The organism is Noviherbaspirillum cavernae (assembly GCF_003590875.1).
Lineage (GTDB): Bacteria > Pseudomonadota > Gammaproteobacteria > Burkholderiales > Burkholderiaceae_D > Noviherbaspirillum > Noviherbaspirillum cavernae.
On the sequence record NZ_QYUN01000002.1, the window covers coordinates 2,806,474 to 2,827,893 of the forward strand.

Below are 21,420 nucleotides of genomic sequence, written 5' to 3' on the forward strand. Positions count from 1 at the left end.
CAGGAACCGCCGTCGGAGAGACTGATTGCGGACCGGCCGGAGCATCGCGTGGAGGGGATCGGAATTGCACCTGCATGACACGCTCCTCGTGCGCAGGTGCGGAGGAGACATGCATGTTCGTTGACTGCGATTGCCATACCGCGACTGACGCAGCATGCAAGGCCAGTGTAGCGAGCAGGCCGAACCGCATTGGCTTTTCCATCTTCATTTTCGACATCAAAGTCCCCTGCCTGGCGGCAAGGGACTTCGCGAGACTGCTTGCATCGATCAATCGGGAATTTCGCGCCAGGTTGTGCGGCGCGCATTGATGCCGCCGCCCAGATTGCTTGGATTCACTTCCGAACTGACGTTGCCGGCTGTGTCGGTAATGATCGTGACCGTTCTGCCGTTGATCAATCGCACCGTCCTGATACCCGCCACCAAGGCATTGCTGCTCAGACGCAGGCCGGCCATGCCGTCTGTCGACAAGCTCAGATTCATGCCTGTATTGATGTCAAGGAAATAGAGGAATGCATAGCCGCCTGCATCATTGCAGACACTATTGGCCGGCACGTTTGCCGCAAGGGTCAGGGTATTGAGCTGCATCGACATATCGACATTCACGCGCTCCCCCGGAGACGCATTGTTCGGATTGAAGTCGAGGTACCAGCCGTCGTTGCTCGCCCAGTTGATCGCATCCCCGCTGACAGTACGGATGGTCCGACCGGCCAGTTCTTTTTCATTTGAGCCACTTGTTTGCGTCAGGGTTCGCGACACCATCGTGCTGCCGCGCACGTTCGCGATCCCGGTCGTGCCGAGGGAATCCTTGAGAGCGTAGACGGATTGCTGGCTGGTGTCAGTGAGATCTGCCTCGCCAAGATACCTGCCGGTGCCGACCATGACGATGGGCTGCTGCGCGCCGGATGTCCCTGCCACGGCAAGCTGGGGCTTGACTGTCACAGGCTGCCGGTTGTTGCCGCCATCCTTGAGCTGCGCCAGCAGCACCGCCTCCTTGCCCGCCGGAGCATGGTTGTTATCGAAATCGATGCGCCACATGTTGCCTCGCAGGTCGCCACCATACAAACGGTCCGCGATCGGAAGCGAGACGTTTTCCACCCATCCGGCGAGCTTGCCCAGCCCGCTCGGCGTATCCGTCGTGCCGGCAGGCGTTGTGCCAGTGGTATACGTGGGTATGTCATCCAACAGTTGACCGGTCACTGCATCCACCACAAACACGTGGCCGTTACCATCACCGGTATTGCCGCAGCCGTTACCGGGATAGTTGTTGTAGCCCGAACTGAAGATCACGACCCAGCGGCCATCCTTGCGCTTGACCACCACCGGATTGCCGAAGCTGTATCCGAGATTGGGGTTGCTGAATTCCCACAGCCCCTTGGGCGCGGCCGGATCGGTGACGTCCAGCGCATAGTAGCCGCAGCCGCCCTTGTTCAAGCCGCCGACAAGAATGGTCTTCCAGTTCGAGGTCGCTGCGCAGACCTGCGGATTGTCCGTGCTGAATGTCGTGCAGATATCGGCCAGCGTCGGCGAACCATCGACAAGGTATTGATGGTTGTCTGCGTAGTTGCGATCCGCGAGGCGCCACATCTTCGACATGACGAAAGTCGGCACATAGGCCCACCGCTCCCTGCCCTTTTGCGTACTGTTGCCGTCGGCATTGAAGGCGTGAAGCATGCCGTCATTGGCTGCAACAAAGACCGTGGCCGCACGATTGACATTATTGGTCTTGAACGTCGCATACGTGGTGTCGAACGTGTCGTAGCTGAACGGCGGTTTCTTCATGTAAACCGGAACGGCATTGACGATATCGCCCAATACATGATCGCGCCCGCGATAGATGCGGTTGATAGTCGTTGCGTTGACGGCCTCGTCTTCGTATACGCTACGGCCGCGCAGGTAATTGACGAGATTGTCGCCATTGTTGGCCAGTGCTTTCTGGTCGGTGCTCAAACTATCGCCATTGGAACCGCATTGGGCAATCGCAGGCGTCTTGCTGCAGATGTTTTCGAAATGGCTGTTCAAGCCATCCGCCGTCAGGTCCGTCAGCGTGAAGTCCTTCAGCTTGTTCGTCGCACCGGCACTGAAGAACTTGATGGTCCGGCCATCGCCTGGGGCAGCCGCAGTTTCGGCAGCATTGACTTGTGCGTCCAGCTGCGCCTGCGCGGACCAAAGTGGTACGCCGGATAGCGCACCGGTGCCTGGATCCATTGAATACGCCGTCAAATCACCATCCCATTTGAGCGTCTGGTACAACGCGACATAGACAAAGTTGTCGCCTGCTACTGGTTCCAGATTCGATGTCGCCGCTGCGGCGGATGAGCCCTTGCTCGACTGGATACCGGCCAGCGCGGACTGAATCCCGTCTTTCAGCGTTTTCGCATTGGTCGCGCTGTAATACATGGCTCGGCCATTGACCGCGGCATGCCACAAGTCGTCGATTTTTGTAAGTTCGGTATTCGGATTGGGCCAGTTGGCGCTGCCATTGACGATGTCGTAGTACTGCGTCACGCCCGTGACGTTTTGAGCGTCCTTATAGTTGGCTTCATACTTGATCGTGCCGCTGACTCCCAATCCGATGGTGAATGTGGTCATATGCTGCTTGCTGTTACTGTCCTTGTCGCTGCCGCGCACATTGTTCTCGCAGAGATTGGAGTAGGTCGTGCTGCCGATCGTGTTGCTGCAATTGTTCAGGACCTGGTCCCGCAGATCGGTGGTGTAATAGTAGTAACCGATATCCGCGAGTGTATTGCTGATATTGAGCGCGTCCATGTACGGCAGCATTGCCCCTTCCGTCGCAGGCGCTCCACCGTTGAATGCGGAAGCGGGAAAATTACGGTACTTCGCTCCGGAATTCGGATCCTTCGCCGCCGTGACAACAGGAACGACCGTCAGTGCGCCAAGCGATGCGGGTGCCGTGATAGTGATGACATTGTTGTTGTAAGCCGCACTGAACCCCGTGGTTCCCGTCCTGGCTTTGATGGAGTCGCGCACAGCCATGCCGAGAGTGTCCGCGTCGACCGTACACTCTTTCGGTGCAGCGCCATTCATCAACTCGATGGGTGCGGTGCCCGGATTGACGCTGACGCTGGTGAACTGATAGCAGCCACTTTTCCCATTGCCTAACTCCTTGCTGATGGAAATCGTTGCTCTCGCGCTCACTGCCGACGTGGCGGCCCCGTCCTGATTGCCGACGTCGGTCGAGCCATCAATGCGCTTGGGACCGTAGGATGAGGTTTCCGCCTGAGTGTTCCAATATCCGTCGGTCGAAAGAATGGTGAAATTCTGCTGGCAGGAATACTGCACCGGATCCCATCCGGATATCTGGCCCGCATACATGCGCCCCATGCGCGACAGGGCGCCACGCAACGGCGTATATCCTCCATCCCGGCCGCCATACAGCCGGCTGTACCAGATGCTGCGCTGCGATCCGGATGCCGTGCCGCTGAAGTCGGCGATCTTCAGATCATTGTTCTTCTGGGTGGACTCGTCTGCGCCGGATTCAACACTGTTCAGAAAAAACAGGCCAATCCTGTATTTTGCTTCGTCCAGATCCTTGAATGCTTCTCCGGTAGCCGCCTTCATCAGCATCGCGCGGCGGCGATAGTAGGTGTACCAGTTTGCGTAATTGGTCTTGGCAGCGGCGATCTTGGCAGCAGTACTCCCGCCATCCAGCATACCTGGCGCACCGATCTTGTCAGGATCAATGACGATGCTGTAATTGCTGTCAGCTTCGCACGTTGCAGCATTCTCGTTGGTTTTGTGTCTGGAGTAGTAGTACTTGGTGGAAGTGACGGAAGCATTTGGGCAATCCACCCCTTTTGAACAGCTGACCGCATTCGGCGTCAGATTCGACAATGTGGAGAGATTCGTTGTCGTGTTGCTGCTGGAGTCCCCGCTGTAGGTATAGCCATTGGCTGGGAAATAGCCGTCTTTCAATGCTGCGGTGAAGCTGGCGTCAGGATAGCGGGTAACGCCATCGGAATACACGGCACCATCCAGCTTGAAAGGCGGCTTGTATGTATTTTCCGGATCATAGAACAACGTGTTGTATTTACTGGATCCCCAGCAACGGTTGCCCCTGTTGGTACCCTCGTCATTCGGCATGTTCTGATCATCCATCGAGCCGGAATCATCCACGACAAATGCGATATTGGGCTTGACCGTGTTGGCGCTGGTAATGCCGGTTGCCAACGGTCCATTGGCAAGGTCCGTGACGGCCGCCAATGCGATGACGGATTGCACGCTGGAGAGCGTCAGCAAGATCGCGCGCATCGTGTGCATACAGCGCCGATCCATATATCCAGTGTTCGGTTTCATGTCACTCCCCGCATTAGAAATGGACGTAGGTTTCCGTAAAGCTCACGGTATTGCGTGGCCCTTTGGAGCGGACCACTATTCGATAGTACGGACCGGGCGGCACCGTAAAGCGCGCATAGTCGGTGTAGTTGGTGTCGTTCCTGCCGCTGGCAACATTGCTGCTGCCCGATATCGGCTTCGCGCATCCGTTGCCCGTCGCGTTAGGGTCGCCCGTCGTCTTGCACATGCGCGTGATCACGTATTGTGTCGTGTAGCCATTACCGGCCGCATCTTCTGGCGTGGCCTTGATGCACGATGCACGCGATGTGCTCGCGGCATACGCGCAGCCGTCATCGTTCCAATCCACGAGCACTCTTGAAGTACTGCTTGATTTTCCAGTGATATCGAGCTCGTCGAGGCTGCTTGCGTAATAACCATTCGTGACGCTGTTCTTGAAGAGCGTGTTCGCCTGATTATTTTCCGAGACAGACGCACCTTCTCCGTTATTCGCAAGAATCCAGTTGACGCCGGCTCCAACTGCTTTGTCGGCTGCCGATGTCGCCCCCTGTTTAAACGCCACATTGCCGACGATCAGCGATCCGGTATCCACCATCCGGATCAATCCGACTGCGCCAAGCGACAGCAGTACCAGTGCGATCAGCACGATCATCAGCGAGACCCCGCGCTGACCGGATATCGCTTTCTCGCCGTTGCGAACACTCATCTTCATATTGGCTGCACTGTACGTTGACGTCATGGCTGTCCTGCTCCTGCCTATTGTTGCCAGATGGCGTTACGCAGCGGTATCGTCGTTTCCATCACGCGATATCGATAACGCTGCCAGTTCGCACTGCCTGCACTGACATCGATCTTGGCGCCGTTGCCGGTCGGATTGGGCCGCCAGCAGACTGCCGCCGGATGCGGATTGGCACTGTCGCATGTCGATGCAGCCACGCTGCCGTCGAGAGTCACGATGCCCGGTTCAGGAGACTGGCTGCGTGCCACCAGCGCAATGCGAATCGCTATGACTTGCTGCCATTCAGCCGGCGTGGTCGGCGCATCCGCATTCCATGCATCGACCACGTGATCCGGCGGGGTGGTTGTGTCCTTGCCGTACACCGCTTGCAATTGCACGATGTTGGGATACAGGTCGAACTCGGCCCGGTTATTTGTCTTCAAGCTGTAATCGGTAAGACGCAGATAGTTGCCGCGGATGCTGTAGGTATGGTCGAGGAAGCTTCCCAGGTTGATGACGTAATCACCTGGCGCGTAGCCGGCTTCGGGGAATATGGTTGAACCACCCGGCTGATTCCAGTCACTCTGCCCGGAGTTGTGCAATACCTGGTTCTGCCCCTGTGCGTTTCCATTGCCATTGCCGTTGTCGCTGCCATTCCCGCTACCACCATTTCCGCTGCCATTCCCGCCACCGCTTGCACCGCCGGTGCCCGTGACCTGAAACAGCGAACACCACGTCGGAGGTGTGGCGGAGAGATTAGTGGGCACCGCGATCATCAGGTCCCCGTCCTGCACTCCCATGTCCGACTCAACGAAAAAGTTGGCCGCAGTCCTTGGATGCTCGACCGCGATACGTGTTGGCAGCGTGACGCCGTTCTTGTTGCTTGCCAAAAATTGCACCGAATCAGGGGCATTGGCATCCGTGTCGCTGCCGTTGACGATTCGTGCCGGCACGAGGTTGAATTCGATCTCGTCTTCGCCACCATACTTCGCGTGAATGGGGCATCCCGTGGACTCCTTGACGGTATTGATCCCGTAGCCTGCATTCTTGCCATCGCGCTCGATCGTATACAGCGCCATCGTCGCATTGACGGTGGCATCGGCGCCCGACGTCGATACGCGTTTTCGCGCCTCGGCCACCTGCATGACCTGACTGACGACCAGGACGGTAATCAAGCCGATGGTCAGACCTACCATGATCTCGACCAGAGAAAAACCTGCGGAGCGTCCGGACTTTTCGATGTGCACGATTTTCTCCGCCGATTCAGTTGGTGATGTTCGCATCAATCGCGAAGCGTGCAGGCACTGTCTCACCCGGCATTTGCCAACTCAGCGAAATGCTCACGTCACTTCCGTTGACGGTGACATTGGCGGCACCGTTCGGCAACATCTGTTGCACCATGCTTCGCCATGCCGTGCAACTCGCATAGGTGGAGGTGGTGCAACCGTTCGCCGTCATCGCATAGCTCGCAAGGTTCGGCAAGTCCGCCCACATCTGTCCGATGAGCTGGTTGGCCAGAAAGGAGGCCTCGCCGCGAAGCTTGGCTTCCGTCACATTCTTGCTCATTACCGCCTGCAGTCCGACCAGGGCGAGGATGCCAAGCGAGAAAAGAAAGATCGCGATCAGCGCCTCGATCAATGCGATGCCGTCTTGATTCTTTCGAAGGGGGAGTCTTGCGTACCTATGCATGAAAATTCCTTTCGGGATTCAGCAACGCGTCGGGGTGCCGTCAGCCGCATTGGGGTCGCACATCCGGATCGCGCCTCCCGGTGTGACATGCACTTCCAGCGCGCGCGTGGTGGCCGGTGCTGCTGCCGATACGAAACTGATGCGGGCAAGTGGCGACGCACCGCCGGTGCAGGTCGTCTCGACACCACCGAAACCGTTGAACGTGATGCAGCTCGATGCCGCGTCGGCACCAGTCAACGCGGTAACGTTCACGCCGCTGCTGCCGTCGCTGCCGGATCGCGCCTGAATCAATCCCGGTGCGGCGCTGTCCGACGCAGCGGCTCCGCAGCGAGCGGCTGGGTCGGTGAAGCTCACCACCCAGGAATTGCCGGTATTGCTTTGAACGCACGTTGCATCGATTCCCGACACCACCCACAACGAGACTCGTGCATTGCGCCGCAGCGCCTCGGCGCGTGCCAGATTCAATCCCGCCTGCATGCTGTCTGCTGCCGTGCGGATCTGCGTATTCTGGATAAAGGCCTGAAAGCCAGGCATGCCGACCGCCAGCAGTATCGCCATGATCACCACGGCAATCATCATTTCAACGAGAGTGAAGCCGGTGCTGCGCATCATGGTGTCGTCTCCGTGGTTCAGCACTCGCTGCCCTTGATCAGCCAGCAAGATTTGTCCACGCTGCCCCCCTTGAATCTGGTCGTCTTCTTCACATTGTTATGGTCGATCGTGAAGACGTGCCCAACTGCCCCACCTGTGCTGCCGGTGGCGGTAATCACATAGGCTTCATTCGCAGAGACGGGGGCGGTGCCGGTGAGTGCACAGGCATATGTGAACCGTGCATTGGGCACGGAAAAATCGATTCGGCCGGCCGTACCGTCGTGTCCGCATGTGTCGGTACCGAAGTTGCGATTGCTTTGATAGAACTGCTCCATCCTTATCCGCAAATCGGACATCGTGGAGAGCGCTTCCTGCAACGCACTGCGCCTGACATAGTCGCTGTAGTTGGGCACCACGATCGCGGCGAGGATGCCGACAATGACGACGGTGATCATGAGTTCGATGAGCGTGAAGCCGCGTTGAATCTTGTGATTTTTCATGGCAGGTTTCCCATAATCTTGCTGTGAGATTAGTTGATGGCGGGAAATATGTCATGGTCTGAAAGGATTGGCGGCCAGGTTTGACCGACAAGCGGTAAGTAGCCCGGCAACATAGATGTCAATATGTCAACGCAATCGATGACGACCGTCTACATTGGCACGATTACCTGCACATGGAAGCAATTGCATGATTGGCAATCAACCAGACTATCCGGTCCTGCCGCCCTACCAATCAACCCCATTGAAATGCGCGTCTCCGCCTTCCAATGCGCCGGCGCAAACCACGCCGTGGACATTGCGGGAAAACTCCGGAATAGGGATCTCCGTCATGGCCCGATACCACATCATCACCTGCTGGCATCTGCAAGCTCCGCTGCAAAACGTCTACGACGCGGTGGTGGAGTCTGCGTGCTGGCCGCAATGGTGGCAGGGAGTGGAACACGTCAAGGAGATCACGCCCGGCGATGCGAAGGGCATCGGCAGCGTCCGCCGGTATGCATGGAAAAGCCGCCTGTCCTATCGCCTCGGCTTCGAAGCGCGCGTGACCCGCATCGAACCGCTTGCGCTGCTGGAGGCCGTCACCACGGGAGATCTCGAGGGAACCGGCCGCTGGTCCTTTGCGCATGCGCACGGCATCACGACCGTGCGGTACGAGTGGGATGTGCATACCACGAAAGCATGGATGAACCTGCTGACGCCGGTGGCGCGGCCGCTGTTTGCGGCAAACCACATGGCGCTGATGCAACAAGGAGCCGAAGGCATGGCACACATGTTGAATGCCCGGCTGCTCGGCGTGTCGCATGCCGCGCCGTCATCCGGCGATGATTGCCCGTGGCCACATCCACCCGACATGTCCGCACCGACAACGTCATCGCGCGCACCTTCCGTCAACTGGGCGTCCGGCGCCATTGCCGGCGTCGGCGCCGGCATCATCGCGACCTTCGTCCAGCTCGCATTGTGGCTGGCTTCTTCCGCGCCGCTGGCAGCCATGTTTGCGCGGGACACGCGCATGGCCGCCGCCATTGCTATGGGATCTTCGGTGCTACCACCGCCTCTCACGCTTGCATGGGACATCGTGACCGCGGCAACCATGGTGCATTTTGCGTTGTCCGCCATCTATGGATTGCTGCTCGCACCGCTACTGGCTCGACTTCGCATGCGTGCGGCGATTGTCGCGGGCGCGGGTTTCGGATTGATCGTGTACTGCGTGAACATGTACGGCTTCACGAGCATCTTTCCCTGGTTTGCAGCGAGCCGCGACTGGATTACTGCCACTGCACATGCGGCATTCGGTCTTGCATTGGCATATTTGTACAAAGCGAGGACGCTCGCCTGAGCTTGTGCAGGCAGAACAACGCGTCACGAGGGAAGGATTCGCGCGGCAGACATGATGACGCAGCGAATTGCGTCAGAGACAAGGGGAAAACGATCAGCCTTTCCCGGCCTCGGGCCCCGGCTCCGGCAACAGGCAGGCATCGATCACCTGCAAGTCATTGTCTTTGGCGAAATTGAGAACGAAGTGGTATGCAAGCGGCTCAACCTCTCGCAATTCCTCATTGACGACAACCGATTTCACGCCGCCAAGAACGGTTGGACGGACATAAGGGGAATACTGAAGATGCGCATTGGGACCACCGGAGCCTTCGGGGCGAAAGCACGCCATCACACCGCACAAGCGTTCGGCCCAGTCGCTGGGGCGAAACTGCTTGCCGTCCCTGGTAAGGCCCTGGATGAAAAACTCGCGGGCGATGGTGTTCGGTTTGGGCGTTTGGTCGGCCATGTGTTCGGCTTGTTTCTAGAGCAGTTACCATCGAGAGGCCGAGCAGGAGACTTGCATTCCCGTTCGACTCACCATCCCTTTTGCAGGACCTGCATCGCAGATCCGTACCCTCCCAAGGCGCTCAGCGCAGTGCGGATTGCCTGAAGGACCATCCATGCTGCGTGCGTTTCGAAATGCGGCAACCTCATGTCGCTCCATCGAGTATGAGCGGAATTATCGCGGCCTCCTTCTTACGCCTGAAACGTCATGCAATCCGAGGCTTTCGATATTCTTTCATATGATATCTTATAGAAGACTTATTGTGAAACAGTCTTCCATATCGCGAAAAATGCAGCACCCCTGAAGAGTTGCCAGACATCAGCTGGCAGCGATCCCACTGCGGATATCAAAACCAGTATAGACATCGCGCTCCACGGAAGACAACAAGCCGATCCCCGAATTCCAGAGTCCGTCAGCATTCTTGCCGCCAACAAAAAACAACACCGGCCGCACGGGCCGGTGTTGATATTGATCGGTCATATCGCTGCGGAAAACCGGCAAGACTCAACCGAGCCACACCGCGAGAGAAAGCAGCAACAGCAGCAACATCCATAGCAAAAGCGCACGCCAAACCAGTCCCACAGTGCTTTGCAAGGCGCGAACTGATGCCTCCTCGCCCGGCGGACTGTCGATGATGGCAGCGGTCGAGTCGATGACAGACGCATCGGCCGGCAGAATGTCGGCAGCGATCTCGGAAGAGGCACCCAAACGCAAACCCATTGCGCCACCGCCGGCCGAGAGGATGATGCCGATCGCCTCATCATTCCAGCGGTTTGCGAAATTGCGCCACGCATAAATGGCATCCTCAAAATTGCCGACGATGGCAAATGCAATCGCGGTCAACCGCGCCGGTATCCAGTCGAGTACATAGAATGCCTTGACCGCAAAGCGGCCGAATGCTTCATTCTTCATGTGGTCCGGCTCGTTCCAGGCGCGCGCGAGATGTTCTGCGACGCGATACATGATCGCGCCGGCCGGGCCCAAGGGCATCAGGAACCAGAAGAAGACGCCAAACACATTGCGGTGCGTCGTTATCAGTGCATTCTCTACCGCAATGCGCGATATCTCGCTCACTTCCATCTCTGCCGTATCCTGCCTGGTCCATTCCGCCAGCAGACGGCGCGCAGCGACCATGTCGCCGCTATTGAGCGCAAGCTGGATGGAAGTGAAGTAGTGACTGTAATGCCGGAATCCGAGCGTCAGGTAGCAGATCAGGATATTCAACGCCAACGCTGCAAAAGGACTGATTTTGGTGCACAGCCAGTACAACAGCAGCGTCGGCACGATCAGGACCATCATCATCACAATCCATGCCAATCGCCCCTGGCTTTCCTGACCAGCGTTGAACCAGCCCTCCATTCGGGCAGCGAGGGATCTGATTGCCGCATACGCGGGATTGTCTGCGCGCAAAGGTTTGAGTTGCTCAATCAACAGCGCACAGAGGATGGAAATAAAAGTCATCAGACAGTCTCAAGCATCACATTACCCGTACGATAACGCAGCGCAACGCGAGAATCAAACGGCGTGGCAAGATGCTTTTTCGCCATGGCTGATCCGAAGATTCGCGGCCCAACGTGATCAGCGCGAAAAAATCAGGCGCGCAGGAAATGAAACAGATTGCGAAGCATTGCAGCGGTTGCGCCCCAGATGAAAAATCGCTCATAGGGCATCGCGTAAAACGTGCGATGGCCACCGGTCGGCAGTTGAATCGTGCGACGTTGATGGTTCATACCATTCATGAGGAACGAGAGAGGCACTTCAAAGATTTCGGCAACTTCGAAAGGGTCGGCACTCAAATCGAATGGAGGCCGCACGATCGAGACCACCGGCGTAACGCGAAATCCGGTTCCGGTGAAGTAATCAGGCAGCGCGCCAAGGATTTCAATATGACGCCTGTCAAGACCGACCTCTTCCGCAGTTTCGCGCAGGGCCGTTTCGATCGCGGAAGTGTCAGATTGGTCGACTCGCCCCCCGGGGAAGCTGACCTGCCCTGCGTGATCATGCAAGTGTGCAGTACGCTGGGTCAGCAGCATGGAGAGACCATGGCTGTGCACCACGATCGGCATCAGCACCGCGGCAGGAATCGGCGTCACTGCGGATTGCAGCATGCGGCTTTCATCCATGCGCTCCGGCACCCAGACCTGCGGATGAACAAATCGTTCGTGCAACCAGTCGACTGACATCCTGCTTGCCGGGATGGCCGGCTCGCCCGCAATGGATTCGACAGGGCACTCTTCCGGATCAAAATCAATTTTGGACAATGCGTTTTCCTGATCTTGCAGAATTGAAAACAATCGAAAACCGGCGCTTGCATTGGTCAGCACACCGGATGGCATGACGAAATACCATCGAGACGAGCGCATAACGCAAAAAGGGCACCGAGGGTGCCCTTTTGAACGCAATGCCGCAGCCGTGATTACTCTGCAGTTTGTCCCGATGCGCGACGGGCCGGCAGCTTTTCCTTGATGCGTGCCGACTTGCCGGAACGCTCGCGCAGATAGTACAGCTTGGCGCGACGCACATCGCCGCGACGCTTGACTTCGATCGACGCGATCAGCGGTGAATACAACTGAAAAGTACGCTCGACGCCTTCACCGGACGAAATCTTGCGAACGATGAAATTGGAGTTCAGACCGCGATTGCGGCGCGAAATCACGACACCTTCGTAAGCCTGTGCACGTTTGCGCGTGCCTTCAACCACGTTGACGTTGACGACGACCGTATCACCCGGTGCGAAGTCAGGGATGTTTTTGCCCAGACGAGCGATTTCGTCCTGCTCGAGTTGTTGGATCAAGTCCATTTTTAGCTCCAGAAACCATCTTGCCGACGCCACTGATTTTCACAGCATGTTGCCCGGTAGAGGATGGGGTTGCAAATATGGGCAAAGCCGATGCATCACCCACTCGTTACTACAAACTGCTCAAAAAACGTTCGTCAGCCCGTGACAGCGATCCTGCCTCACGCGCCTGCGCAATCAAATCGGGCCGTTTCCTGGCGGTGACTTCAAGCGCCCTTTCACGCCGCCATTTTTCGATTTCCGCATGATGCCCGCCCAGCAATACTGACGGCACCGCGACATCTTCATATACTTCGGGCCGCGTGTAATGCGGACAATCCAGCAAGCCGTTGACGAAACTGTCTTGAACCGCGGATGCATCGTCATTCAACACCCCCGGCAATTGCCGGATCACTGCATCCATCAGCGCCATCGCCGGCAGTTCGCCGCCGGACAGGACGAAATCGCCAAGGCTGATTTCCTCATCGACGCATCGATCCAGCAAGCGCTGATCCACTGCCTCGTAACGCCCACACAACAACACAAGTCCCGGTTCTGCAACCAGCTGCATCACGCGCTGATGCGTCAGCGCACGACCTTGCGGCGAAAGATATATGACTCGCGGCGACACCAAGCCTGAATGCCTCTGGCGTGACTTGGCCGCGTTGATTGCCGCCTCCAGCGGCTTCGCCAGCATCACCATTCCGGGGCCGCCGCCATAAGGCCGGTCATCGATGGTCCGGTAATTGTCATTCGTGAAATCCCTGGGATTCCACAACGACAGAGAACATTTCTGCTGATCGAAGGCACGACGGGTAATCCCGGACTGCGTCAATGCAGCGAACATCTCGGGGAAGAGCGTAACGACGTCAAATTGCATGCGTTCCACCCAACTGTTCTCAACAACTCATGAGAGGGCTAGTAATCCAGCCCCCAATCCACCGTAATTTTCCTTGCCGATTGGTCGACCACTTTGACAAACTGATCAACAAACGGTATCAGCAATTCTCGCGTCTCTTCAGCACCCATCGGAACGATTACCCGCAGAATCGGGTGTGCGCCGCTATCCATCAAGTCGGCGACCGCTCCGAGGGACTCGCCCTGAAGATTTTCGACGGCAAGGCCGATCAAATCAACCCAGTAAAACTCATTGTTTGCCAGTGCGGGGAAATGACTGCGCCGAATCTGCACAGTAGCGCCCTTGAGCGCCTCTGCCGCATTGCGATCGGCAACCCCCATCAGCTGTGCCACGACATCTTCGCCATGGGTCTTGGCCTGCATCGCATCAACATCGCGTAACGCTGGCTTGTCCAACCACCATGTCTTTGCATGCAACAGCGCATCGGCATCGGCGGAATAGGGCTTGATCCGTACCCAGCCTTGAATACCGTACGCACCGGTCACGTGACCGACCAGCACCAAGTCGTCAGGGATCGAAACCCCTGAAACAGTGTCGCGTGTCAAACCGGGTGACAAGCTTGATTAAGCTGCAGCTTTCTTGCCGGCTTCGCTGACCAGACGGGCAACGGTCGGCGACAGTTGAGCGCCAACGCCTTGCCAGTGAGCCAGACGATCTTGCGCAATGCGGAAGCCCTCATCCTTGCCGGCAGCAATCGGATTGTAAAAACCGATGCGTTCGATGAAACGACCATCGCGGCGATTGCGCGAGTCAGTGGCCACGATGTTGAAAAACGGGCGCTTTTTGGCGCCGGAACGAGATAAGCGAATAACGACCATAATGTATTTCCAAAAAGTGTTCGAACGCGGAAAAAGCGGACGATTATAACCTGTTTGCCAGCCCTCGGCAACTTTGATAATGCGTGGCAGACGAACTCCCGCCCCATCCTCGCGCTTTCATCGAGAAGTTGCAATTCTCGTCATTGTCATGCCCCCGGCACTCATGCACACTACGCGCGGCATTCAGATCGCCGAAATTACTGTTCAGACACATCTTTACCATCTGACCGGCAAATACTGTTTTTCACTGGATAAACTCGACATGCTCCATTCACACAAAAACAAGACACTCGCCACCTTGCTTGCCTTTGCCCTTGGGGGTGTGGGCGCGCATCGCTTTTATCTGTACGGCACAAAGGATGGCTTGGCCTGGCTGCATGTTGTGTTATTCCCACTTTCCATCTTCGCCGGCTTCGTCGAAGCTCTGGTTATCGGGCTGACGCCGGATGACAAATGGAACGCCACTCACAATGCCGGCTCGGCAACGCAATCGAAATCGGGCTGGCCGCTTGCCTTATTACTCGTATGCACCATGGGAATCGGGGCAATTGCGGTGATTGCCGCAATTGCACGCACTGTGGATTACTTGTATACGGGTGGAGCCTATGGCTGACATCCAAATTGCACGAAAAATCGACCGCAAAGCATCATCCTCTCCATCCATGAGCGATGTCGATACCAACACAACAATTTCTTGCTTCAAAGAGCGGCGCTGACAGGCCTCTCCACAGGCGGCGTGCCTTCCTTGAATAGCTGCTTGAGCTGCTGGCGAAACTCTGGCGTGTCTTCGTGCTTGTGGACCGTCGTTGCATGTTGCACCGCAGCTTCCATCAACTCCTGATCCGTGTCGGCGGCAATTGCAACAGAGCAGTTGGATTCGCTTGGAAATTCGCGGCAATCGATATATTTGCGTGCCATGATGAACCCCCATAAGGTAAACGCATGAACCTGGCGATACAACCCCGGATGCAAGGCAAGAGCGGAATCCGCTTCAGACAGAACAAACTACGGCGCTGACGCCACACCTCATTTATAGGAAACACTACCGACCGCCGCAAGCCGTTTTCAGTGAACTCCACGACCTCTGGCTAACGACGCTGTAGAAAAACCCCATTCTGAACACCCGGTTCAGCCTGAGGCAGCATTTTTTCAAACCATTCCGCGATTTTCATTTTCGGGTCCCTGTTTTTATCGAACATCGTCGCTGCAAACAGGTCTTGTCTGACAAGCCTGTTCGCGCGATACCGCGGCGAGCCGGCATTCTCCCGGCCTCTTTATTGCGCATAACCGTGGTTCGCCAGTTTTTCAACATTATGTACCAGGCAGTACAGTTTCCACTGTCCGTCCACCTTGGCTTTTCCCCGTAGCGTAAAGCGGTGCAGCCGCTTGTTGCCGCGCAGGTTGCCAAACACCGGCTCCACCGTCGCAAAGCGGCGCGTGATCATTTCCCGACCCGCATCCGAATCGATTTTCACCTTCATCCGGTCAACATGATTTTCGTGGATGTCTCGTTTCCCCTGGAAGAAGGAGACCTGCCGGGTTGCCGTCTTCTCGGGTGTGCGCAAGCATTCCTTGCGCCGTTCGCACGGCACGCAATCCTGTTTGGCGCCACTGAACTTCATCGCCGCATAGCCATTGATGGTGCAATTCGATCCGTTGCTGTAGAGCCGCTTGCCTGCCGGACAAAGACAGTGGGAGCGATCCTCTGCCAGCCGGAAATCCGCCGTCTTGAAGCATGTGGATTTCTTTGGTGGTTTGGCTTTGTTCCACAGCGGGTCAGGCTTGGCAGCATGGACATGCCGGTCCGCATACCGCTCATCCCGCTTGCGATAACCATTGTCCGGCACATAGGCATTGATCCGCAGTTGGGCCAGTGCCTTCAGATTGGCTTGCGAATGATAGCCGGCATCGGCGGTGATCACCGTCTCGACGCTGCGTAGTGCCTCTGTGGCCTGAATCACCGGCAGCAGCAGTTCTTGTTCCGAGCCAGTGCCGTGCGCCTGCGCATCGACGATGATTTGCGATTTCTCATCGACTGCGGCCACACCGGTATAGCCTTGAATCACGCCTTTGCCGGTGGCCATCTTGGCCGATTCATTGTCGGTGCGATTGGATAGGCGAATGCTGCCTTTGCTTCCCTTGCGATCTTCCGGGTTCTTGTTGAGCCAGTCGCGCAGCTGCTGCGCTTCCTTTTGCAGGCGTTCCAGTTTCTGCGCTTCGCGCTTTGCCAATGCCTCGTCGGTGGGGGCGTTGTCGGCGCTCTGGTGCTTCTCCAGCAGCTGTTTGGCCGCGTGCTCCATCTTGTCAAGCTGGCGCTGATAGTCGGCGCGCGTACCTGATTTCGCTTTACTCGCATTGGCCGGAAGCTTGACGCCGTCAATGGCGAACATCTCGCGTCCAATCAAGCCCTGACGGTCGCAAATGAGCAGAACTTGCGCAAACAGTCGGGCAACCGTATCGCCCATGCTCGAGACAAAGGCGGCCAGTGTGGTGAAGTGGGGTTGGCTGTCTCCCGAGACGGCGATGAACAGCACATTCTCGCGGCACGCCGCTTCCATCTTGCGGCTGCTGATGATGCCCCGGCTGCAGGCCAGCAGGATGATCTTGATCAGCACCGCCGGGGCGAAGGCAGAGGCGCCATCGACCTCATTCCTGTAGCGGGCATGGAAGGCGGACAGATCGAGTTCATGATCGACCAGATGGCACAACGCGTATTCGAAACTGCCGGGAATGACTTGCCGGTCAAAGTCGACCGGCAGCAGTTTCAAGCCTTGGTGGATCGGTTTGAATCGCGCCATGTCGCACCCATTCGTGTGTTACGCCATGAACAAAGTATGCCGGCTCTGCCGATCCGGTTTTTGAGCAATTCGGGTTTTTCTACAACCTCAACGTTTGCGGCATGCATTGATTCAGATCGAAATGCTATCGGTTTCAAACATCTGGCAGCCATCGATTTTCCAGTTGCTGTCTTCGTCTTGCTGCATCCAGAAAATCGCAAGCCAGACATGGCTGTTACTGTCGGTAATCCGAACCACCTGAATCGGGTCTCCATGCAGCATCTCGGGCCTGGAAAATATCAGGCCCACGGCACGATAAATCGGAGTGTATTGGTTCTTGATCATCCGCATGAAATTGTCCGGCGTGCCGATCTGCATGCGTTTCGCAAGGCTCGTCATCTCGAATGCACTTGTCGCATCATCCTGAGCCAAGGCCTCAAGCTGCGACTGCACAGCAGCATGAATCGCTATCGCGTCGGCAGTAGTGATTTCATCAATCGGTTCGGTATTGCCATGTTGCGGAAGCAAACCCAAACCAAACAGTAGTACCGTTGTCGCCAGAAAAATTTTCATGCCCGCCTCTCGATACACGACTGCAATGGCTGAATCGATTCAGTATATGGCGGATAGAATATTTTGCCGGACGCGCTCCTGCTAAAAGACGATCTATTGAGATAGGCAAAATGAAAAAGGGCAGCGCGCAGGCTGCCCTTCAACGGTCCACGGTTCCAGCGCCTGTCAGAACTGCTCTTCCGCAAGTGATAGAACGCCGATGCTGCCATCCACGATCGCGGCACGGTAGCCTGAAGCCTGCGAAAGAAAATGATCGGCAAAGAAACGCGCTGTCGCAATTTTTGCCTGATAGAACTTCACGTCGCCCTCGCCTGCCTTGAGCTTGCGTTCTGCCACCAGCGCCGCGCGCGCCATTTGCCAACCGCCCAGCACGATGCCCGCCAGTTTCAGATAAGGCACGCTGCCAGCGAACACGCCTTTAATGTCGGACTTCATGTTGGATGCAACGAAATTGACGACATCTTCCAATGCCTTCGACCCTGCTGCGAGGTGATTGCGGATCGCCGCAAGATCGCCCGACGTGAATGCGGCAAGCTCTTCCTCGGTCTGACGCACCTTGGCGAGAATGCCCTTGGCGACAGCACCGCCATCGCGCGCGGTTTTGCGACCGACAAGGTCGTTCGCCTGGATGGCGGTCGTGCCTTCATAAATCGACAGGATGCGTGCATCGCGGTAATACTGTGCCGCGCCGGTTTCCTCGATGAAACCCATGCCGCCGTGAACCTGCACGCCGGTGGAGGTGACATCGATCGACAACTCGGTGGACCAGCCCTTCACGATCGGCACCATGTATTCATAGAAGGCCTGGTTCGCCTTGCGCGTCGCCTCATCCGCGTGATGATGCGCGGCATCGAATGCGGCGGCGGTAACGTACGACAGCGCACGCGCTGCCTCGGTCTGGGCGCGCATCGACATCAGCATGCGACGCACATCAGGCTGATGGATGATCGTGACCGGGCCGGCGGAACCGGCGAGATCGCGCGACTGCACACGCTCTTTCGCGTACTGCACCGCTTTCTGGTAAGCACGCTCGGCCACGCCGATGCCTTGCATGCCGACCGCGAAGCGCGCCGCGTTCATCATGATGAACATGTATTCGAGACCGCGATTTTCCTCGCCGACCAGCGTGCCGATCGCGCCGCCGTGATCGCCGAATTGCAGCACGGCAGTCGGACTGGCCTTGATGCCCAGCTTGTGTTCGATCGACACACAATGCGCGTCGTTGCGCGCGCCGAGCGAACCATCCGCATTGACCAGGAATTTCGGCACGATGAACAGCGAAATGCCCTTGACGCCTTCCGGCGCATCGGGCGTGCGGGCCAGCACGAGATGGACGATGTTATCCGCCATGTCGTGTTCGCCGTAGGTGATGAAAATCTTGGTGCCGAAGATCTTGTAGGTGCCGTCGCCTTGCGGTACGGCGCGAGTACGCACCAATGCGAGATCGGATCCGGCTTGCGGCTCGGTCAGATTCATGGTGCCGGTCCACTTGCCGGAGATCAGATTGGCGAGGTAAGTAATTTTCTGTTCATCCGTGCCGGCGGTCATCAATGCCTCGATCGCACCATCGGTCAGCAGCGGACATAATGCGAACGAGAGGTTGGCCGAATTGAGCATCTCGATGCATGGCGTCGCCACCAGTTTCGGCAAGCCCTGGCCGCCGAACTCCACCGGGTGCTGCACGCCCTGCCAGCCTGCTTCGCCGAATGCCTTGAACGCCTCCTTGAAACCCTTTGTGGTCGTCACATTGCCGTCGTGCCAGTAGCTGGGCTCCCTGTCGCCCGCGACATTCAGCGGTGCAATCACTTCGCCGCAAAATCTCGCATTCTCTTCCAGCACGGCCCCAACCGTTTCGGGGCTGGCGTCTTCACATCCCGGCAATGCGTTGACTTCAGGCAGCCCGGCCAGTTCATTCATGACGAACAGCATGTCTTTCAAGGGGGCGACGTAGCTCATGTAAGTCTCCAAAAAATAAGGCAGGGTTTGCAGGATTATTGCGGCTGGAAGGAAAAAATCCTGTCAGTTCCGCGACAAACCCGGCAAATCCTGCCCGGTGGTAGTTATAGTAATTTTTCACAAGGCGGACGCATGTGCATCCGCCGCATTCCTGTCAACCGAGTTCTTTCACCAGTTGCGGCACAACTTCGAACAGGTCGCCGACGATGCCGTAATCAGCCACGGAGAAGATCGGTGCTTCCGGATCCTTGTTGATCGCGACGATGGTCTTCGAATCCTTCATGCCGGCCAGATGCTGGATCGCGCCGGAAATGCCGACGGCGATATACAGCTGCGGCGCGACGATCTTGCCGGTCTGACCGACCTGCCAGTCGTTCGGCACGAAGCCTGCATCGACCGCTGCGCGCGAGGCACCCATGGCTGCACCAAGCTTGTCGGCCAGAGGTTCCAGGATCTTGAAATTGTCGCCGGAACCCATGCCGCGGCCGCCGGAGACGATGACCTTGGCTGCGGTCAGTTCCGGGCGATCGGACTTGGCCACTTCGCGCGAGACGAAGGCTGACTTGCCGGAGTCGGCAACCGGCGTGACGTTTTCAATGGCAGCCGAACCGCCTGTGGCCGCAGCGTCAAAGCCGGTGGTGCGCACGGTGATCACCTTGACCGGGTCGCTCGATTGCACGGTGGCAATCGCGTTGCCTGCATAGATCGGACGCTCGAAGGTGTCGGGCGCATCGACGCGGGTGATTTCGGAAATCTGTCCGACGTCGAGTTTGGCGGCCACGCGCGGCAGGATGTTCTTGCCGTAAGCAGTTGCCGGCGCGAGGATGTGCGAGTAGCCGCCGGCCAGCGCGAGCACCTGCTCGGCAACGTTTTCGGCAAGGCCGTCGGCGAATTGCGCGCCATCGGCGACTAGAACCTTGGCGACGCCAGCGATCTTCGATGCGGCTTCGGCGACGGTACCGGCGTTTTGGCCGGCAACGAGGACGTGGACATCGCCGCCGCATTTGGCGGCAGCGGTAACGGTATTGAGGGTGCTTCCTTTGAGCGAAGCGTTATCGTGTTCAGCGATGACGAGTGCGGTCATGATGGTTTCCTGATCTGAAAATGGTTAGATGACTTTCGCTTCGTTCTTGAGCTTGGCGACCAGCGCCGCTGCATCCGGCACAGTGATGCCGGCGGAGCGCTTCGGCGGCTCGGACACTTTCAGGGTCTTCAGGCGCGGCGCGACGTCAACGCCGAGGTCAGCAGGCTTGACGGTGTCGAGCTGCTTCTTCTTCGCTTTCATGATGTTCGGCAAGGTCACGTAACGCGGCTCGTTCAGGCGCAGATCGGTGGTGACGACCGCCGGCAGCGTCAAGGCGATGGTTTCGAGGCCGCCGTCCACTTCGCGGGTGACAGTGGCTTTTCCGTCTTCCAGCATGACCTTGGAGGCGAACGTGGCTTGCGGCCAGCCCAGCAGGGCGGCGAGCATTTGACCGGTCTGGTTGCAATCGTCATCGATGGCTTGCTTGCCGAGAATGATCAATTGCGGTTGCTCCTTGTCGGCGACGGCCTTGAGCAGCTTGGCGACGGCCAACGGTTGCAGTTCGGTATCAGTCTCGACCAGGATGCCGCGGTCGGCACCGATCGCCATGGCGGTGCGCAGGGTTTCCTGGCATTGCGTCACGCCGCACGAGACGGCCACGACTTCGGTGACCTTGCCGCCTTCCTTGAGGCGGGTCGCCTCTTCCACGGCAATTTCATCGAACGGATTCATCGACATTTTGACGTTGGCGATATCGACGCCGGATCCGTCGGATTTGACGCGGACCTTGACGTTGAAGTCCACCACGCGTTTGACTGGAACCAAAACTTTCATGGGTTTGCCTTTGGGGGAAAAGATTGACGTAAACGTAAACCAAAAAACGATTATAAAAGAGAATACCGCGACAGGCCAAAATTTAGCACGACCGTTCTATTTCGTGTTAGAGATT

Annotated in this window: 22 protein-coding genes; 2 read left to right on the forward strand and 20 right to left on the reverse strand. The window is 57.4% G+C overall.

Annotated features, from left to right (window positions below; genetic code table 11):
* Positions 1 to 267 precede the first annotated feature (267 nt).
* The 6 genes from D3870_RS13150 to D3870_RS13175 are packed head-to-tail and all read right to left on the reverse strand — an operon-like array spanning position 268 to position 7,809.
* Positions 268 to 4,314 carry a pilus assembly protein gene (locus D3870_RS13150; protein WP_119739745.1) on the reverse strand — a complete coding sequence of 1,349 codons (4,047 nt, stop codon included), beginning with the start codon at positions 4,312 to 4,314 and terminating at the stop codon, positions 268 to 270.
* Positions 4,315 to 4,327: 13 nt separating this feature from the next.
* Positions 4,328 to 5,023: a pilus assembly PilX family protein gene (locus D3870_RS13155; protein WP_119739747.1), complete on the reverse strand. Its 696-nt coding sequence runs from the start codon at positions 5,021 to 5,023 to the stop codon at positions 4,328 to 4,330.
* Positions 5,024 to 5,067: 44 nt separating this feature from the next.
* A complete protein-coding gene (locus tag D3870_RS13160; RefSeq protein ID WP_158590455.1) occupies positions 5,068 to 6,276 on the reverse strand; it encodes a PilW family protein in 1,209 nt (402 codons plus the stop codon).
* Between the two features lie 16 nt (positions 6,277 to 6,292).
* Positions 6,293 to 6,718, reverse strand: coding sequence for a type IV pilus modification PilV family protein (locus D3870_RS13165; RefSeq protein ID WP_119739751.1), 426 nt, complete (start codon positions 6,716 to 6,718; stop codon positions 6,293 to 6,295).
* Between the two features lie 18 nt (positions 6,719 to 6,736).
* Positions 6,737 to 7,330, reverse strand: a complete 594-nt coding sequence (locus D3870_RS13170) for a GspH/FimT family pseudopilin (protein WP_147375792.1) — start codon at positions 7,328 to 7,330, stop codon at positions 6,737 to 6,739.
* Positions 7,331 to 7,347: 17 nt separating this feature from the next.
* Positions 7,348 to 7,809 (reverse strand): type IV pilin protein, encoded by a 462-nt coding sequence (locus D3870_RS13175; protein ID WP_119739755.1) that lies wholly within the window; start codon positions 7,807 to 7,809, stop codon positions 7,348 to 7,350.
* A gap of 328 nt (positions 7,810 to 8,137) precedes the next feature.
* Here D3870_RS13175 and D3870_RS22555 point away from each other — a divergent pair, with 328 nt between their 5' ends.
* Entirely contained in the window at positions 8,138 to 9,145 is a 1,008-nt protein-coding gene (locus D3870_RS22555) for an SRPBCC family protein (protein WP_199710640.1), read from the forward strand.
* Positions 9,146 to 9,238: 93 nt separating this feature from the next.
* Here the strand turns inward: D3870_RS22555 and D3870_RS13190 are convergent, their stop codons facing one another.
* From D3870_RS13190 to rpsP, 8 genes are all read right to left on the reverse strand, one after another.
* The gene (locus D3870_RS13190) at positions 9,239 to 9,589 is read right to left on the reverse strand and encodes a DUF3579 domain-containing protein (RefSeq protein ID WP_119739757.1); all 351 of its coding nucleotides are present in this window, start codon (positions 9,587 to 9,589) and stop codon (positions 9,239 to 9,241) included.
* 357 nt (positions 9,590 to 9,946) lie between these two features.
* Complete coding sequence (locus D3870_RS22355) at positions 9,947 to 10,108, reverse strand: hypothetical protein (RefSeq protein WP_158590456.1); 162 nt, start codon at positions 10,106 to 10,108, stop codon at positions 9,947 to 9,949.
* Between the two features lie 24 nt (positions 10,109 to 10,132).
* Entirely contained in the window at positions 10,133 to 11,089 is a 957-nt protein-coding gene (locus D3870_RS13200; protein WP_119739760.1) for a CobD/CbiB family protein, read from the reverse strand.
* A gap of 131 nt (positions 11,090 to 11,220) precedes the next feature.
* The gene (locus D3870_RS13205) at positions 11,221 to 11,889 is read right to left on the reverse strand and encodes a CoA pyrophosphatase (protein WP_242490076.1); all 669 of its coding nucleotides are present in this window, start codon (positions 11,887 to 11,889) and stop codon (positions 11,221 to 11,223) included.
* Between the two features lie 155 nt (positions 11,890 to 12,044).
* Positions 12,045 to 12,428, reverse strand: coding sequence for a 50S ribosomal protein L19 (gene rplS, locus D3870_RS13210; RefSeq protein WP_119739762.1), 384 nt, complete (start codon positions 12,426 to 12,428; stop codon positions 12,045 to 12,047).
* A 109-nt stretch (positions 12,429 to 12,537) separates the two neighbouring features.
* On the reverse strand, positions 12,538 to 13,284 hold the full coding sequence (trmD, locus tag D3870_RS13215) for a tRNA (guanosine(37)-N1)-methyltransferase TrmD (protein WP_119742078.1): 747 nt from the start codon (positions 13,282 to 13,284) through the stop codon (positions 12,538 to 12,540).
* A 38-nt stretch (positions 13,285 to 13,322) separates the two neighbouring features.
* A complete protein-coding gene (rimM, locus tag D3870_RS13220) occupies positions 13,323 to 13,868 on the reverse strand; it encodes a ribosome maturation factor RimM (protein WP_119739764.1) in 546 nt (181 codons plus the stop codon).
* Positions 13,869 to 13,886: 18 nt separating this feature from the next.
* A complete protein-coding gene (gene rpsP / locus D3870_RS13225) occupies positions 13,887 to 14,141 on the reverse strand; it encodes a 30S ribosomal protein S16 (protein WP_119739766.1) in 255 nt (84 codons plus the stop codon).
* 262 nt (positions 14,142 to 14,403) lie between these two features.
* Between rpsP and D3870_RS13230 the strand changes: the two genes are divergently transcribed.
* A complete protein-coding gene (locus D3870_RS13230; RefSeq protein ID WP_119742080.1) occupies positions 14,404 to 14,754 on the forward strand; it encodes a TM2 domain-containing protein in 351 nt (116 codons plus the stop codon).
* A gap of 86 nt (positions 14,755 to 14,840) precedes the next feature.
* Here the strand turns inward: D3870_RS13230 and D3870_RS13235 are convergent, their stop codons facing one another.
* From D3870_RS13235 to D3870_RS13260, 6 genes are all read right to left on the reverse strand, one after another.
* Complete coding sequence (locus D3870_RS13235; protein WP_119739767.1) at positions 14,841 to 15,059, reverse strand: DUF1059 domain-containing protein; 219 nt, start codon at positions 15,057 to 15,059, stop codon at positions 14,841 to 14,843.
* A 356-nt stretch (positions 15,060 to 15,415) separates the two neighbouring features.
* The gene (locus tag D3870_RS13240) at positions 15,416 to 16,939 is read right to left on the reverse strand and encodes an IS1182 family transposase (RefSeq protein ID WP_119739594.1); all 1,524 of its coding nucleotides are present in this window, start codon (positions 16,937 to 16,939) and stop codon (positions 15,416 to 15,418) included.
* A gap of 111 nt (positions 16,940 to 17,050) precedes the next feature.
* Positions 17,051 to 17,491, reverse strand: a complete 441-nt coding sequence (locus D3870_RS13245) for a DUF4864 domain-containing protein (protein WP_119739769.1) — start codon at positions 17,489 to 17,491, stop codon at positions 17,051 to 17,053.
* A gap of 165 nt (positions 17,492 to 17,656) precedes the next feature.
* Positions 17,657 to 19,447 carry an acyl-CoA dehydrogenase gene (locus D3870_RS13250; protein WP_119739771.1) on the reverse strand — a complete coding sequence of 597 codons (1,791 nt, stop codon included), beginning with the start codon at positions 19,445 to 19,447 and terminating at the stop codon, positions 17,657 to 17,659.
* A 154-nt stretch (positions 19,448 to 19,601) separates the two neighbouring features.
* Positions 19,602 to 20,531, reverse strand: a complete 930-nt coding sequence (locus D3870_RS13255; protein ID WP_119739773.1) for an electron transfer flavoprotein subunit alpha/FixB family protein — start codon at positions 20,529 to 20,531, stop codon at positions 19,602 to 19,604.
* A 24-nt stretch (positions 20,532 to 20,555) separates the two neighbouring features.
* Positions 20,556 to 21,305: an electron transfer flavoprotein subunit beta/FixA family protein gene (locus D3870_RS13260; RefSeq protein WP_119739775.1), complete on the reverse strand. Its 750-nt coding sequence runs from the start codon at positions 21,303 to 21,305 to the stop codon at positions 20,556 to 20,558.
* Positions 21,306 to 21,420: the final 115 nt, after the last annotated feature.